The organism is Anaerolineales bacterium, from assembly GCA_016928575.1.
In the GTDB taxonomy this organism is placed as follows: domain Bacteria; phylum Chloroflexota; class Anaerolineae; order Anaerolineales; family RBG-16-64-43; genus JAFGKK01.
In genome coordinates, this window is the sequence record JAFGKK010000068.1 from 13905 (window position 1) to 28353 (window position 14449).

At 59.8% G+C, this 14449-nt stretch carries 14 protein-coding genes; 6 read left to right on the forward strand and 8 right to left on the reverse strand.

What is annotated here, in order from left to right:
- The first annotated feature begins 136 nt into the window (after positions 1-136).
- Complete coding sequence (locus tag JW929_09070; GenBank protein MBN1439547.1) at positions 137-823, forward strand: DUF998 domain-containing protein; 687 nt, start codon at positions 137-139, stop codon at positions 821-823.
- Positions 824-958: 135 nt separating this feature from the next.
- Here the strand turns inward: JW929_09070 and JW929_09075 are convergent, their stop codons facing one another.
- On the reverse strand, positions 959-1705 hold the full coding sequence (locus JW929_09075; GenBank protein MBN1439548.1) for a hypothetical protein: 747 nt from the start codon (positions 1703-1705) through the stop codon (positions 959-961).
- Positions 1706-1911: 206 nt separating this feature from the next.
- Here JW929_09075 and JW929_09080 point away from each other — a divergent pair, with 206 nt between their 5' ends.
- Together JW929_09080 and rsmD are read left to right on the forward strand one after the other, a co-directional pair.
- The gene (locus JW929_09080) at positions 1912-4011 is read left to right on the forward strand and encodes a protein kinase (protein MBN1439549.1); all 2100 of its coding nucleotides are present in this window, start codon (positions 1912-1914) and stop codon (positions 4009-4011) included.
- Positions 4012-4037: 26 nt separating this feature from the next.
- Positions 4038-4604, forward strand: coding sequence for a 16S rRNA (guanine(966)-N(2))-methyltransferase RsmD (rsmD, locus tag JW929_09085; GenBank protein ID MBN1439550.1), 567 nt, complete (start codon positions 4038-4040; stop codon positions 4602-4604).
- 90 nt (positions 4605-4694) lie between these two features.
- Here rsmD and JW929_09090 read toward each other — a convergent pair whose 3' ends face one another.
- From JW929_09090 to JW929_09120, 7 genes are all read right to left on the reverse strand, one after another.
- Positions 4695-6125 (reverse strand): class II fructose-bisphosphate aldolase, encoded by a 1431-nt coding sequence (locus JW929_09090; GenBank protein MBN1439551.1) that lies wholly within the window; start codon positions 6123-6125, stop codon positions 4695-4697.
- An 80-nt stretch (positions 6126-6205) separates the two neighbouring features.
- Entirely contained in the window at positions 6206-6916 is a 711-nt protein-coding gene (locus JW929_09095) for an ABC transporter ATP-binding protein (protein ID MBN1439552.1), read from the reverse strand.
- 10 nt (positions 6917-6926) lie between these two features.
- Complete coding sequence (gene cbiQ, locus JW929_09100; protein ID MBN1439553.1) at positions 6927-7724, reverse strand: cobalt ECF transporter T component CbiQ; 798 nt, start codon at positions 7722-7724, stop codon at positions 6927-6929.
- A 504-nt stretch (positions 7725-8228) separates the two neighbouring features.
- The gene (locus JW929_09105) at positions 8229-9155 is read right to left on the reverse strand and encodes a PDGLE domain-containing protein (protein MBN1439554.1); all 927 of its coding nucleotides are present in this window, start codon (positions 9153-9155) and stop codon (positions 8229-8231) included.
- 114 nt (positions 9156-9269) lie between these two features.
- Positions 9270-9731: a transcriptional repressor gene (locus tag JW929_09110; protein MBN1439555.1), complete on the reverse strand. Its 462-nt coding sequence runs from the start codon at positions 9729-9731 to the stop codon at positions 9270-9272.
- A gap of 326 nt (positions 9732-10057) precedes the next feature.
- On the reverse strand, positions 10058-10654 hold the full coding sequence (locus tag JW929_09115; protein ID MBN1439556.1) for a zinc ribbon domain-containing protein: 597 nt from the start codon (positions 10652-10654) through the stop codon (positions 10058-10060).
- An 18-nt stretch (positions 10655-10672) separates the two neighbouring features.
- Positions 10673-11596, reverse strand: a complete 924-nt coding sequence (locus JW929_09120; GenBank protein MBN1439557.1) for a methionyl-tRNA formyltransferase — start codon at positions 11594-11596, stop codon at positions 10673-10675.
- A gap of 133 nt (positions 11597-11729) precedes the next feature.
- Here JW929_09120 and JW929_09125 point away from each other — a divergent pair, with 133 nt between their 5' ends.
- From JW929_09125 to recJ, 3 genes are all read left to right on the forward strand, one after another.
- Positions 11730-12065, forward strand: coding sequence for a hypothetical protein (locus JW929_09125; protein MBN1439558.1), 336 nt, complete (start codon positions 11730-11732; stop codon positions 12063-12065).
- Positions 12066-12265: 200 nt separating this feature from the next.
- Positions 12266-12646, forward strand: a complete 381-nt coding sequence (locus tag JW929_09130; protein ID MBN1439559.1) for a hypothetical protein — start codon at positions 12266-12268, stop codon at positions 12644-12646.
- A gap of 58 nt (positions 12647-12704) precedes the next feature.
- Positions 12705-14417, forward strand: coding sequence for a single-stranded-DNA-specific exonuclease RecJ (gene recJ, locus JW929_09135; protein ID MBN1439560.1), 1713 nt, complete (start codon positions 12705-12707; stop codon positions 14415-14417).
- The last annotated feature ends 32 nt before the right edge of the window (positions 14418-14449 follow it).

A 14449-nucleotide genomic window follows, 5' to 3' on the forward strand; every position in this document is an offset into this window, starting at 1 on the left:
CTTGGACCTTTCCCGAACACCGGGAGGAGCCGACGAACGCCCTCTTGGGAGAAGCGCAAGCTGAGGCCGATCGAGGCATCCGAGAAGACATCGGATTGGACGCCCCGGAAGGTATAATCCAATCCAAAAGGATTTCATGGATACCCCAAACGCTGTTTCCGTTTTCTTGCGGAATTTCGAATGGCTGGGAATTCTATCCTGTGTCTTGGTCATGTGCGGGTTGACGATCCCCGCTTTCTTGTACCGCGGAAAAATGGGCGAACGGTACTCCCCCTGGAATCATTTCGTTTCGGAATTGGGGGAGGTCGGGGTGTCGAGGGCGGCGCGGATATTCAACGGGTGCATGGTGACGGCGGGAGCGTTTTTTTTTCCCTTTGCGATCGGGCTTGGGGTGTCCCTGCAGGGAATATGGGCGAAACTAGGGATGTTCGCCGGAATATGGACCGCCGTCTCCATCCTCCTGATCGGCGTCTTTCCGATGAATGATCTGGAGCAGCACGTTAATGCGGCGCTTTCCTTCTTCAACGCCGGGATGGTCACCATTATTTTTTTTACTATCGAAATATTCGCCCAACCGGACGGATCGATGTTTCTTCCGCGGGAAGCGGGCTGGACCGGGGTGGTGGTCATCCTGTGCTATGCGGCGTTTCTTAAAAGCGTGCCCCGTCCGGCATCGGGCGCAGACATTGCCGACTTCTTTCAAACGGAGAAGCTTGGACGTGAGCGGCCAAGATTTTGGATAAAGCCCATCCTGGAATGGATTGTCGTTCTCTTCTCGACCCTTTGGTACTTTAGTACTGCCTTAATCATCGCCCTGTGCTGAAGAATAATTTTTTCCGAACAGACAGCAGCAGTGCAGGCATTGCGCCGACCGATACGGAAGTTCGCAGGAGTTGGAAAAATCGCCCTGGGAATTTTCGGGCGCTTTTTACGCCAGGAATAATCCTGTGATGCTAGGCTAGGATATTGCCGGGAGCGGGGTGAAGGTTAGGCTGGGGACCAGCGTCGGTGTCGGAGTGAATTCCTTTGTCCATTCGGGCGGAAAGGTAAAGGTGGGGATCAGCAGCGGTTGCTGGGTCGGCGTAGGCGTGGCCAACCACGAGTTAATCAGCGGGCTAATGACGCCGAAATACAGAATCACCGCGGCGATGATCACGATCAGCGCGATCAAGACGATGGTAATAATGCGGAAAAGATCGCCGGAGAATGGTTTTTTTTTCTCCGCGGCGGGCGCGGCGGCCGAATCCTGGCTCGGGGCGGATTCGATTTCCGGAACGGGAGAAAGAGGGGCGATCGGCTGTTTCACCGGCTGGGCCGGCGGCGGAGCGGGGGGCATGGCCTTCGGCGCGGCGGGTGGCGGCACAGCCACCGCAGGCGGTTCCGGTTCGGAGGGTTCAGGTTCCGGCGCCGGCGCTGGTTCCGCTTTTTTCCTGAACAACTCCTCTGTCCGTCTTCCCAGCAAGTGCGCCAATTTAGACTGGGCCACCGTGTTGTTCGGGTTGATTTTCAGGACGCGTTCCAAACAGTCTTTTTGCTTCGCGGGATCGGAAAGCACATAACTCATGAGCAGCCAGGCCTGCTCTGAAGAGGGGTTTTTCACCAGATACGCCATCAGGATTTCTCTGGCTTTGTCCAGGCGGCCGTTCTTAACCATCTGGGTGGCTGAGGTCAAGGCGTCGTGGTGGGGCAGGTTGGAGTCGCTCATCGAAGCATTCCGTCCGGACGTGACGGGATTAAGTATGGCATAGGCGGTGGGTGTTGTCAAAGGGGTGTTTCGCAGGGAGTGCCGCCGGAACGCGTGTATTGGAACGCCGGGTTTGATATAATTTTACGCGGCGGCCAGAATCAAGCGCGGCGGCAGGTTCCTCTCAGGAGAGCCGCCGCAGGACCGGACGGGTTGTCGAGGAGAACATGGCGCTGGAAAAAGGGTATTTGCTTTACGGCAGGTATCGAATTGAATTGGTGCTGGGCCGCGGCGGAATGGGATCCGTTTACAAGGCCCTCGACGAAAACCTCGGCATACAGGTGGCGGTCAAGGAAAACCTCTTCACGACCGAGGAATATGCCCGCCAGTTCCGCCGGGAGGCGACAATCCTAGCCGGACTGCGCCATGCCAACCTGCCGCGGGTAACGGATCACTTTGTGATCGCCGGCCAGGGTCAATACCTGGTGATGGACTTCATCGACGGCGACGACCTTCGATCGCGAATTGAAAAAGGAAATTTGCCCAGCGAAAAGCTGACCGTCGATTGGGCGCGGCAGATATGCGACGCGCTTCACTACCTGCACAACCGTCAGCCCCCGGTCGTCCACCGCGACATCAAACCCGGAAATATCCGCATCACTTCCGAAGGCCGAGCCGTTCTGGTGGATTTTGGTTTGGCCCGGTTAATGGAAGGACCGACGACGACCACCGGCGCCAAGGCTATGACCCCGGGATACTCTCCGCCGGAACAGTACGGAGCCAGCCGGACCGATTCACGGACCGACATATACGCGCTGGCCGCAACCATGTACACCCTGCTCACCGGATCGATGCCCGAGGACGGATTGGAGCGGGCGCTGGGGCAAAGGACTCTCACGCCGATTCGAACCCGGAATCCGAAAATCTCTTCCGCCGTTGCGTCCGCGATCGAACGGGCGCTGGAAGTTCTGCCCGAGAACCGCTACCAGACCATCTCCGAATTTCAGAAAGCGCTCCATCAAGCCCTACCGACCGGACCCCTTCCCGCGCCGGCAGCAGCGGGATCCAGGCCGCTGGCTGTAACCGCCCGCTTAAAACCCCTGCCCGGATCGGCCGCAGAGCCGCCGGTAAAACCCACGGCCCGGGGAACGGCTGGATTGCCGAAGAAAACGCCGCCACCCCAACCTGCAAAACCGAACAAGGGATTCCCATGGGGCTGCGCCCTAAGCGGTTTCTTCGCGGTCACCCTGGTGATCGCCGGCGGGGTTCTCTTTGCCTTTCGCGGGGACGAGATTCTCTCGTTGGTCCGCGCCATTGCGGAGGGTGCGCCTTCGGCCGCCGCCTTGGCCGAAAGCCAAACCTCCCTGGCGCCCTTGTTCACGGTGACCGTGACCGAAGAAACGTCGCCGGTGACGGCAACCCCCACCGACACCCCCGAGCCGACGGCGACAGAATCCCCCATTCCGACACCGGCCGGCAGGGCGCAGGCCATCGCGTTTGTTTCCACCCGGGTGGATGGAATTCCCCAAATTTTCACGATGGACCTGGAGGGCGAAAACCTCCGCCAAATCACCGACGAACCGGAAGGGGCTTGCCAGCCGGATTGGTCCCCGGACGGATCCCAGTTGGTCTTTATTTCTCCCTGCAAGGATCCGACCGAAACCAAATATGTAAAAACCGCCGTCTTTACGATCAATGCAGACGGATCGGGAAGGACCTCGCTGACCAAGGTCCCCGGCGGAGACTACGATCCCGCCTGGTCCCCGGACGGAAAGAAAATACTTGTGACATCGCTGCAGAACAACCGGCAGCATATCTATGTGATGGATGCGAACGGCGACAACCGCGTGGATATCAGTATTAAATCGGGGGCGACCGATTCCCAAGCGCGCTGGGCGCCGGACGGAGAGCGGATCGTGTTCGTTTCCATGGCCGGCAGCCAGCCGATTGTTTTCCTGGGGGGCATCGATCCGCAAAAAAATCCGCCCAAGGATTTTTCCGATGTGCCGTATTCCACGATGAGTCCGGATTGGTCGGTGGATAATTTCATCCTCTATGTTACCGGCCGCGGCCAAGTGTTGATTTGCCAGGATGCCACCCGCCACGTCTGTCCGAAAAACCCGCTGACCGAAGAATACCGGAGCACAACCGTCGCCCGTTTCTCGCCGGACGGGAAGTGGGTTCTCTACGACATGAAAGACAAAGAGAAAAACAACCGCGATATTTACCTGATCCCCATTGTAGGAGCCCAGCAACCCCGCCGGCTCACCACCGATCCGGCTGATGAGACCGACCCCGCCTGGAGACCGATGCCCGCGGAAACGTAGGGCGCCCCCGGAATCGTCGGTCCGACATGCGGGTGATCTCAGGAACCGCCAAAGGGAAAAAACTCAAATCCGTTCCGGGAGATTCGACCCGGCCGATCACGGACAGGGCCAAGGTCGCCTTGTTCGATATTCTTTCCGGAGAGCTGGAGGGATCCGTCTTTTTGGATCTGTTTGCCGGGACCGGCGGCGTGGGGATCGAAGCCCTCTCGCGCGGCGCACGGCGGGCGGTGTTCGTGGATGTCGAGCCGAAATCCATCCATACGGTCCGGGCAAACCTGCAAGCCACCCGTCTGGCCGACCGGGGAGAGGCGATCCGTTCGGATTCGTTCCGCTTCCTGGACCGGACTCAGCCCGAAGCCTTCGACATCATCTACGTCGCTCCCCCGCAATATAAAGGATTGTGGCTCCACGCCCTGGATGCGATCGACCGTCAGCCCGGCTGGCTGGCCCCGGACGGGATGGTCGTCGTCCAGATCGATCCGAAGGAGGAGCGCGGCGTTGCGCTCACGCGCCTCGTCGAATTCGACCGGCGCCGGTACGGCAGTACGCTGTTGTGGTTTTTTGAGAAGCGGGGGGAACAGGCCGGACGGTGAACCTGCCAGGGAACGATCCCCGGGATTCTACCGAGAAAAAAAAGAGACGCCTTTTCCCTCAAGGCGTCTCTGTCGGTATGAAAGGTTTTCCTAATCCGCCAAATCCTTCACCGCGCTGGCATCCTCGCCTGCGCCGGCCTCGCCGAAATCGGCGAGAGTCTTGCGGATGGGAACCGGCTTGACGAATTTCGCCACCACGTCCCGGGTGTCGTTCACCGCCAATTGCTCGAAGAGGAAGCCGAATTGCTTCTCCCAGGCCTCGGTCAGAGCCTTGCGGTTGGCCTCCGGCATATCCCAGAAGGCCTTCTTGAACGGGCCGACGGCCTTCTTCCGGGTTTTGTAGAGGAATTGCTCCTCGGTGTCCTTCTCCTTGCGTTCTTCCGCGCAATGGTCCTTGACCCAGGTGTTTACTTCCTCGTGCAGGGCGGGCGGGATCTTTTCGAAGGCGATGTTCTGGAAGCTGGTGGCCAAATGCACTTCGCAGGTTTCGTACTCGGGGAACTTGCTGAACGCGCTCTCCGGCAGGGTTGAAGCGCCGTGTTGGACCGCGCCGCCCAGGCCGTAGTCCTTGCGCGAGATAAGGGAGAGTTTTTTCAGCGTGTCGAAATCCACGGCAACCTTGGCGATGCTGCCGTCCGGAAGCACCACGCCGCCGTGCGAGGTGCCGGTCTGCAGGCTGATCTTGCTCAAGCCGGCGGCATTGGGATCCACCCGCTGCAATTCCTCCCGGTACAGTTCCAGATAGGCGCGCAGTTCCTCTTCCGTGCTGTTGTGACCGCCCACTTCCCCGATCTCGCCGCCGATCGAAATCTGCACGCCGGCGGGCTGGTTGGCCCGGATGAAGGCGGTGAAATCGGCGCACAGCTTGCTGTTGATTTTTTGCTGTTCGCGGACCGTCGGTTGGCTGAGGTCGACCAAGGTCGAAGTGTCGATATCGATGTTGTAGAATCCCGCGGCGGACGCTTCCCGGATCAGATCCTGGATGGCTTTTATTTCGGGTTCCGGATTGGCGGCGTACTTCTTGGCCGAGACCTGGAAATGGTCGCCCTGGATGAAGACCGGGCCGTTCCAGCCCTCGGCGATCGCGGCGGCCAGGATTGAGGACACGTATTCGCTGGGCCGCTGGTCGGTGTAGTTCATTTCGGAGCGCGCAATCTCGAAAATCAACGCGCCGACCTTGCGGGCCTTCGCGGCGCGCAGGGCTGCCCGGGCAGAATCGAAGCCCATCACGCGCAGGTTCATCGCGGGAACGGTGAAGGGTTTTTCGACCAGGCCTTTACCCCGGGCGAGGTACAGTTCGTTGATCGAAGCTGGAACGATCCCCAGCGTTCGGGCGGTTTCCCAGATCAGCCAGCGGGCTTGGTTGCGCTCGGTCGTGGATCCGAACGCGGAAGCGCGGGCGAGGGTCTCGGCTTGAGCGGCGACCTTGGCGGAATCGCGCACGGCAAGCGAACCGTCCTTGCCGACGGCAACGGCCTCGCCGTAATATTTCTGAACGATTTGTTGCGGGCTTGCGGACATCTTAACCTCCGAGGAATTGGGTAAAAAAACAGCTGGACGGATGGCCGTCGAGGGAGGATTATACCGCAGGGGAGGGGTTTTCAGGCCTGCAAACCGTGCGCCGCGAGCAATTTGCGGTCGGCAAGGATCTTCCGCGTCGGACCATCGGCGACAATCCGGCCTGAATCCAGAATCACCGTACGCTGGCAGATCTCCCGGACGAACGACAGATCGTGCGCCGCCACCAGCATCGTCTGCGGCAGTTCCGCCAGAAGGCGGATGAAATTCCGGCGGGCTTGGGGGTCCAAGCCGGCGGTCGGTTCATCCAAGACCAGGATCTCCGGGTCCATGGAAAGGACCGTGGCAATGGCGATCCGCTTTTTCTCGCCGACGCTCAAGTGATGCGAAACCCGATGGATGTAGGATTCCATGTGCACGGCCGCCAACGCGCTGTGGACTCGTCGGCGGATTTCCTCCGGCGCGCATCCCTGGTACATCGGACCGAAAGCCACATCATCGAACACGGTCGGGGAAAAGAGCTGGTCGTCGGGATTCTGAAAGACCAGCCCCACCGCGCGGCGGACGGCCCGCAGGGTGGAATCTTCAAGGGGCGTCCCGCACACCCGGATTATGCCGGATTCCGCGCGCAAGATGCCGTTAAGATGGAGCATCAACGTGGATTTCCCGGCGCCGTTGGGGCCTACCAGCGCCACGCGTTCGCGGGCGCGGATGTGCAGGGTAACGTCGTACAGCACGATCGGACCGTCGGGATAACGCGAATGAAGGTGTTCGATTTCCAAAGTGTTATGCATGATGGGATCTCTAGCGGATCAAATAACTGATGAGTATAGGAATGCTTATCCAGATAATTCCCGCGATCAGGACAGCATACTGGACCCGGGGGATGGGCGGTGCCGGAAGCGATCGGGTTTCCCCGTCGTAGCCGCGGGCCAGCATTGCCGAATACACCCTGTCCGCCCGATCAAATCCGCGGATAAACAAGGAGCCGGCCATACCGCCGGTCACCTTCGCTCTCCAAAACACGGTCCCGCCGGCTCGTTTTCCGAGTTCTGCGCCGCTGCGGGCATCCCGGGCGCGCATTAAGCGGATGGCCTCATCCGCCAAAATAAACAAATAGCGCCACATCAATCCGATGACGGCTACCAGGAGACGGTTTATTCTGAAACTGCGCATAGCCACAAGAAGTTCTTGAAAATTAGTTGTTCCCGAAAGTAAAAGAGCCGCCATTATAGATATCCACGATTTAACAACAATAGTAAGAAAACGAATCATTCCACCGGAAAAGATATTTATATTTAATTCGCCGATTGGGATAGAAAATAAAGGATTGCCTGATCCTGAAAACAACAGCGGTACGGCCGCCAGCACAAAGGGAAGCGCGATAACGCTGCGGCGTAAGATCTTTGCCGGATGAATTAATGAGAGGATTATGGCGCCAAGGATGGTGGCGAGGAATAAAACCAATGCCGCCCAAGATCCGATGGGAACCAGGGCGACGCCGATAATGAAAACCACGGCCAACGCTAATTTAATCCTTGGATCCAGGGAATGGACCGGACTATTCGCATCGACATACGGATCGAACACATGCGCATGCATCGGACGGCTATTTTACCTTGACAGGTGGAAAATACAATTGTCTCAATGTTGGAAAATGACGGTTTAACCCGTTTTGAAAGACCTAATTTTTGGGTATCTTCTCAACCCAATTCAAGGATCCGAAGAATCGACGAACAACACGCACCAATATTTCTCCACTTATACCATTCTCCCGTCACTGTCCCGGGCTACATGCGGGACAGTGACGGGAGAAACCCTCCCAGTCCATCTCCAAAGTTTGATGGCTTCAGACAAATTCATCTCTTCCGTAAATGTTAGGCTGGGAGAGTGTGCCCGAAGGGCGAATGAGGGGGAGGCTGAAGAGACACATTCTTAAGAAGGATGCACCATCCACGGGATCCGAAAAAAAAACAAAACCCCTCACTTTTATCTCCCTCTCCCGGCGCCAGACTCTGCGAAGCGGGGGGAAAGCTGGAAGAGGATCGAAAGATGAGGGGAAGAATAATAAAACTCACTTTTTTCGGTAGAGTTCTTAATATCCCTTTACGAAGAAGGGTTGCCCTTGCGGATGCGCGACACTGCGAATCCCGCAGCTGCGACGATGGCAACCCCGAGCAATCCAGCCAAAATGGTTGCCAGTGCCTCATTGGAAATGCCGGGAACGACATAATCCGGAACGATCTCGTACACCGGCCCTTGTGCGGTGTCGAGAAAGCCGGTCTGCTCCGCAACCCATTCCAAACCGTCCGGATGCGCGGAAGCCAACGGCGAAAAGACGGCTAGCAAAGCCGCGACCGCCAATCCGCCGATCCACAGCGGTTTAGCCTCCCGCGCACCGGTACCCTCCTCCAGCAAACCCGGACGAACCACCAGGAGGAATGCCAAGGCTCCCAGGGTGATCAGGCCTTCACCGATTCCGATCAGGGCATGGATTCCGCCCATCGCCGGAACGGACACATTGGCGGGCGAGGTACCGGATAGGGCGAGTTGAATTGCGGCGACCAATGAGGCGATCTCGATCGACGCCCAGGCGGCCAGGAATCCGGCCAACAGCAGGCTCCAGCGGGCGCGCGGCGTGATTCTGCGAATCAATTGAAAGACACCCCAGGCGGCGAATACGCCGACAAAAGCCATGTTGAAGAGGTTGGCGCCGAGCGCCAGCAGTCCGCCGTCCTGGAATATCAGCGCCTGGACGGAAACCACGCAGGTCATGACCAGCACGGCGGCCCACGGTCCGAGCAGGATCGCCGCCAACGCCGCGCCCAAGAGATGTCCGGAAGTGCCGCCGGCCACCGCAAAATTCAGCATCTGGCCTGCGAAAATGACGGCAGCCAGAATGCCCATCAGCGGAACCTGGCGTTCCGGCAACCGGCTGCGAATCCGGGAAAGCGCATACCCAATAACCACGACTGCCAACACCCAAAACAAGACCGCTACGGCCAAGGAAAGAAAACCGTCAGGAATGTGCATGGCGGTGGTGACCAGCCATGCCAGCCCCAGGCCGCAGGCGAAGCGCAAAGGCCGGCGGCGGATGGCATCGGAAAAAACCTTCTGTTTCTGCATGGTTCCTCCCGGGCGGATGCCCTACTTCAAGATTTCCGCCGCTGGCAGGGATTTCCGGTTTTCGGATTGACAGCGGCGGCATATTCCCAAAAACGATAGATGATGATCGTCGATTTCAAAACGGAGGTCTTTGAAGATGGATTGTTTGAGGCGCCGGACATATTTGCAATCCAAATCGATTTCTTCGCCGCAAACCCGGCAACGCTGGCGATGACGAGGATTCAGACTGGAGATCTCAAAGGTTCTAGACTTTCCGCTGCCGGAGGATTCCACCAGGTGCATGTTCTGGAGGAAGCTCAAATTTCGGTAAACTGTCGCTCGATTCAAGCGGGGATTTTTTTTCCGCAAACGGAGGAGGATGTCTTCGGTGGTCATTCCGCCGCCCGCTTCGCAGATCGCATCCAGAATGGCCTTGCGTTGCGGGGTGACTCGGTGCCCGGAGCTGCGCAACCGATGGTGATAATTCAGCAAATCGTGGGTCATGGATGCCCTCTGCACTTATTGCGATTATTCGCAATAAGCATTATACCGCGCCCGGCGGTCGGACGGCGAAAAGCCAGGATCGGAGGAAGTGTGAATTGCAGGGCGGATCCGGGTGAGGTGTAAAGCATTGGGGATTTTCGTTCCGTACAAATGTCAAATGAGCAGCGGGGCGGAGAAGGGCAGGCTGGGGTAAATCCTATGATTCCCCGACGGAAGTCATCCTGAGACTGGGAGTCGGCAAGACAACACGAGGAATAAAAAGGGGATCGGTGGCCGCAGGCCGGGAATCAGTGCACGAGGAGAAGGGTTTATCCCTTGGTGGATGCCTACGGCATCTTGGCGCCGCACTTCGGGCAGTTGCGGGAGCCGGAGGGCGGCACGAACCCGCATTTCAAGCAAGCTTTCGGCTGGGCGGTCCCCATCGGACCGCCGCAGGCCGGACAGGTGGCTTCACCGACCGGCACGGCCGCGCCGCAATAGGCGCACTCCGTCCGCCGCAGCCGTTCCGAAATCTGATGGCTGGCACCGGCGGCTTCGACGGTCCGCTGGATTGTTCTCCAAACGGTTTCCGCCAGCTGGATAGAAGAAATATCCTGGGCCAGGTCGTCCAATCGCCCCAGCAGGGCAAGCGGATTCCGCAACGCCGACAACGCCGAAAGCGCCGTCTGGCCCATGCTGGCGGCCACCCCGAACCATTGCTGGTCGCCCAGTTGCACCATCACGCCGTCCTCGACTTTTTCCAGGACGACCGCCAACGCCGTCTGGCCGCCGGATTCGCGGAACGCCCGGCTGGCAATCTGAACCACGATTCGATCTCCGCTCCCGACTATCTGCGCCTGCAGGTTTCCATGATCGAATTCGGCAAGCAACGCGCGGGCAATGTCGGCGGGGGCGATTCTCCCATGGAAGGTTTTCTTCTCCACCGCGGATTTCTCCTTTCCTCAGGACAACTCCCGGCCGAGAAAATCCCTGGCGCCGCGGAGGAATTCGTCGCCCGGCATGGGCTTTTTCCCGGCCGGCTGGACCTTCCTTAAGAGGAGGATCCCATCGGCGGTTCGCACGGCGGGGAACCGCGCGTGCTCCACAACGGTGCCCGGAGGGATGTTCCCGGCAAACGGCGCCGGTTGGACCTCGATGATTTTCAGCGGACGGCCTTTCCACGGGAAGTACGCGCCGGGCCAGGGGTGATACGCCCGCACCTTGCGGTGCAATCCTTCGGACGTCTGCCGGAAATCCAACTTTCCATCCTCTTTTTTCAATTGGGGCGCATAGGATGCGCGTGAAGCATCCTGCGGCGCGGCCGTCAAACCCTCACGTATATATACGGGAAAAAACTCACGCAGGATTTCCCCCGCCAGGCGGGCGAGTTTCCCGGTCAGGCTGTCCGCTGTGTCCTCCGGGCTGATCGGGGTGCTTTTTTGCGCCAGGACCGGTCCGGTATCCACGCCCTCATCCATCCGCATCAGGCTGACGCCGGTTTCCGCGTCGCCGGCCAGGATGGCGGCCGGGATCGGGGCGGCTCCGCGGTGCCGCGGAAGAAGCGAAGCGTGCAGGTTGATACAGCCAAGCCGGGGAAGAGTGAGAAGCTCCGGGCGGAGGATTTTTCCAAAGGCGGCCACCACAATCACTTCCGGACTCCATTTCCGCAGGCGGTCCATCGCTTCCGCGGAGCGGAGGACCTCCGGCTGGATGATCTCGAGGCCGAGGTCCTGCGCCAACGCCTTCACCGGCGGAGGCGATAGGCTGCGGCCGCGGCCAGCCGGGCGGTCCGGTTGGGTCACAACTCCCGCCACCTCGCTCATTTCGGCCAACGCCTCGAGCGCCGGCAGGGCGTATTCGGGAGACCCCATGAAAACGGAGCGCATGAACCCAATTCTATCATCGCGTGGTGGCGGGTTCCGAGCCGCGAGTTGCATTCCCGGCGACTTGCCTTTATAATCCTGGCATCCGATTTGCATTTTCCACCAACCCTGAGCAGCACCTTCTTAAGGAGGAACAATGGCAGGACAGGCAGCACCGGATGCAACAAGCGACGACAAACTGTGGGCACTCTTGGCGTACGTGTTTTCCCCTCTCGTGCCGATCATTCTCCTTCTATTGGAAGATAAAAAGAGTCGGCCGTTTATCAAGGCGCATAACGCGCAGGCGCTGATTTGGGGCCTCTTCAACCTCGTCGGCGGTACCATCATCAGCGGACTGCTCTTCTTCTGCTTCGGTCTTCCGTCGATCCTTATCTGGGCGGTAGGCGTCTATTGGGGATTCCAGGCCTACGGCGGGAAATACGTCGAAATCCCCGTCATCACCAAGTTCTGCAAAGACCAGGGTTGGGCGTAAGCGCCTCCCGAATTCCTTGAAGGAAGACAAGATAAAAGCCCGCCGAACGCGGGTTTTTATCTTGCCTTCCTCTTTAGAAATGTTGCTAGGGGGTCCCACGATAAACCCATCCCACAGATCCGCCCTGCATAGGAGACTTTACGTGCCGGCGCCGAAGCCGGTCCCCGTGCCGGTCCGGACGCACCGTCGGAGCGCAGGTTATGGATTCTGTCCGTCCGTTACGGAAGCCCGCCCGCCTCACCGCCATAGCGGTGATGACCTTGATCAGCGGCCTGCTCAATCTGTTCTGGAGCCTCCCGTTGTTCCTCGTCCTTTCCGCATTCGGAATTCTCACCTTCCCCTTCGGATGCATTTGCATCCCTTTGGGCTTCTGTCCGCTGATCCTCGGATCGCTGGAGATCCTCTACGCCGCGAAGCTGCTGCGGAATCCGATTTCTCCGAAGGTCCGGCCCGCATATCACATTGCCGTGCTGGAAATCCTCGGCGCCCTTTTTGGAAACGTCTTCGCGCTGATTGCCGGCATCGCTTCGCTGATCTTCTACAACGACCGGGAAGTCCGGCGCGCCTTCGGAGAAACATGACCGTCCCGAGCGGCGGACTCCGCTGGCGTTCGGCCGCGGGAAGGGGGAGGATTTTCCGATGAAGCCCGCCAAACGATGGGAAATCGCTCCGGAGCCCGGGGAGCCGGTCTTCCGGGAACTGCATTTCATCCCCAAGCCCATCGTACGCGCCTTGTTCCACCGCGGCATCGCCGAGGAGGATGCGGCGCGCGCCTTTTTCCAATCCGACCTCGAGCCTGCGGCGGATCCATTCCTGCTGGAGGGCATGTCCGAGGCGGTGGAGAGGATCCTGCGCGGGATCCGGTCCGGGGAGCCGATCGTCGTCTACGGCGATTACGACACCGACGGCGTGACGGCCACCGCCATGCTGGTGGATTTCCTGGAATCGATCGGCGCGCGCGCCTCCCATTACATCCCCAGCCGGTTCGCAGAAGGCTATGGATTGAACCGCCCTGCGCTGGAGGGTTTGGCCGCCGAGGGCGCGCGGATCGTGGTGACGGTAGATTGCGGCGCCCGGTCGGCGGCCGAAGCCGAGTTTGCGGCCAAGCGCAACCTGGATCTGATCATCACCGATCATCATCCCCCGGGGAAAGAAGAGCCTGCCGCCTTGGCGTTCCTCGATCCCAAACGGTCCGGTTCCGCGTACCCCGAGAAAAACCTCGCGGGAGTGGGAGTGGCTTACCGCTTGGTACAGGCGATCTCCCGCCGGATCGGAGCGGGCGCCTGCCCCGCACCCGAAGGGTATCTCGACCTCGTCGCCGTCGGTACGGTGGCCGACATGGTGCCCCTGTTGGGGGAAAACCGCCGCCTGGTCCGCGAAGGTCTGGAAATCCTCAACGCTCCGGTGCGGCTCCACATGCGGCCCGGGCTGGAGCAATTGATGCAGGCGGCGGGGCTGAAGTGCGGTGACGTCTCCGCCCAGGGGATCGGTTTCATCCTCGGCCCCCGGCTGAACGCCTCGGGCCGGCTGGATACCGCGGACTCGGCTGTGCGCCTGCTCCTCTCCCGCGACGCGCAGCAAGCCCGGGAATATGCTTCGCGGCTGAACGCCCAAAACCGGGAACGCCAGTCGCTGACCAAAGCCGCCGTCGCCCAGGCGCGGACCCTAGCCTCGCAGGCCGCGGATTGGGATCCGGATTCTCCCCCGTTCTTCATCATGGTGGAACACGAAGGATTCAATCCCGGAGTGATCGGGCTGGCGGCATCCCGCCTGATGGAGGACTACTTCCGCCCGGTGGCGGTGGTCGCGGTCGAAGGGGAGAAAGCGCGGGGCTCGATCCGCAGCATACCGGGTTTCCACATCACTGAAGCGCTGGAAGCCTGCCGCGAAATCCTCGACCGCTTCGGGGGACATTCCGCGGCCGCGGGCTTTACCGTCGCGCGGGATCGCCTCCCCGATTTACGGAGCAGGCTGGAAAAACTCGCCGCGGACGCCCTCCGCGGGAAGGCGCTTCATCCGGTCTTGGCGTTGGATTCGGAAGTCCGGCTTAACGAAATTTCGTGGGACTTGCACCGGTGGATCGCCCGCCTGGAACCGTGCGGGCAGGGGAATCCGGCGCCGGCATTCTTCAGCCGCGGATTGCGCGTGCTGCAAAAACGTTGCGTGGGCAAGGATTCTTCGCATTTGAAACTGACCCTGGCCGAGGGGGATGCTTCCATCGGCGCCATTGCCTTCGGCTTCGGTTCCATGGAAAGCGTCCTGCCGCGGACCGTGGATGTCGCCTTCTCGCTCGAAGAGGATACCTATTACGGCAGGCGGTTGCAGATGCGGGTGATCGATATTAAAGGATAGCCTGACACCAGCGCCCTCTCCGCTGACCATTC